Raw genomic sequence first — 1,405 nt, 5'->3', positions numbered from 1 at the left:
GGTGGCGTCCCGTTGAGTGGTGGAGTTTCTCGACACCGTGCGGGATCAGCTGTTGGTGATTATGCCGCAGTGAGTTCGGGGATTGCCACCTCCTCGGGTTGAACGTCCAGCAGCTTCATGGAGTGCTCGCTGAAGTAGCGGCGGTCGGCGCCGTCCCACTCGTCGTGCTGCTCGATCAGGACGTGCCCGGCCAGACGCAGCAGGGCGGCCGGGTTGGGGAAGGTGCCGACGACGTCGGTGCGGCGTTTGATCTCCTTGTTGACCCGCTCCAACGGGTTCGTGGACCAGATCTGCCGCCAATGCGCGGTCGGGAACCCGGTGAAGGCGAGCAGGTCATCACGGGCGTCCTCGAGCATGTCCGCGACCTTCGGATGGGACCGGGCCAGCATCTGGGTGACCTCGCCGAACTGCGCGGTGACGTGTTCAGTGTCGGGTTGGGCGAAGATCGTGCGGATGATCGAGGCAACCATCGGCCCGGCGGTCTTCGGGACGTTGGCGAGGACGTTGCGCATGAAGTGGACGCGGCAGCGTTGCCAGGCTGCGCCGGCGAACACGGTGGCGATGGCGGCGATCAAACCGGTGTGAGCGTCGGAGATCACCAGCTTCACCCCGTCGAGTCCGCGCGCTTTCAATGAGCGCAGGAACGTGGTCCAGAACGGTTGCGACTCGGTCTCGCCGACCTCGAAGCCGAGGACTTCACGGCGGCCGTCGGCGGCGACACCGACCGCGACCACGACGGCTTGGGAGACCACTCGTCGGCCGACGCGGGCCTTGCAGTAGGTGGCGTCCAGGAACACATACGGGTAGGTCGTCTCCGCCAGCGGCCGGTCCCGGAACGCGGCGACGTCCTCGTCCAGGTTGGCGCAGATCCGGGACACCTCGGACTTGGAGATCCCGGTGCCGGCGCCGAGCGCCTTCACCAGATCATCGACCTTCCGGGTTGAGACACCGTGAACATAGGCCTCCATCACCACCGCGAACAACGCTTGGTCGACCCGGCGGCGCCGCTCCAGCAGCGACGGGAAGAAGCTGCCCTGCCGCAGCTTGGGGATCTTCAACTCCAGCTCGCCGGCGGTCGTGGTCAACGCCCGCGGTCGGGTCCCGTTGCGCTGGGCCACCCGATCCGGGTTGCGTTCGAACGGGGCTGCGCCGATGAACGCGGCCGCTTCCGCGTCGATCAACTCCTGATAGAGCGTCTCGGTCGCGACCCGGATCCGATCGGTCACATCGGTGAGTTTGAGTTCCCCGAGCAGCTCGAGGAGGGCAGACTGGTCAAGAGCCATCGTGCGTTTGTGTCCTTTCGTGAGATTCCTAGACAGTTCTCACTGACCATCGCACGATGGCTCGCCACGTCAACGACGTGACACTCAAGCCCAAGAACTACACCACCCCAAGGGACGCCACC

General features: G+C 65.6%; 1 protein-coding gene. It reads right to left on the bottom strand.

All coding sequences use genetic code 11. The annotated features are described in order from the left end of the window. Positions 1-59: 59 nt before the first annotated feature. Positions 60-1,283, bottom strand: a complete 1,224-nt coding sequence (locus AC1ROW_RS22215) for an IS256 family transposase (RefSeq protein WP_431347436.1) — start codon at positions 1,281-1,283, stop codon at positions 60-62. Between the last annotated feature and the right edge of the window lie 122 nt (positions 1,284-1,405).

The organism is Leifsonia sp. GW821-FHT13C09, from assembly GCF_058806435.1.
Note: the sequence above shows the minus strand (reverse complement) of the source record. Positions and strands in the feature narration are given on the sequence as shown.

Excerpts from the sequence above, each read along its gene's own strand:
- AC1ROW_RS22215 (WP_431347436.1), bottom strand. The coding sequence starts at position 1,283 with ATGGCTCTTGACCAGTCTGCCCTCCTCGAGCTGCTCGGGGAACTCAAA.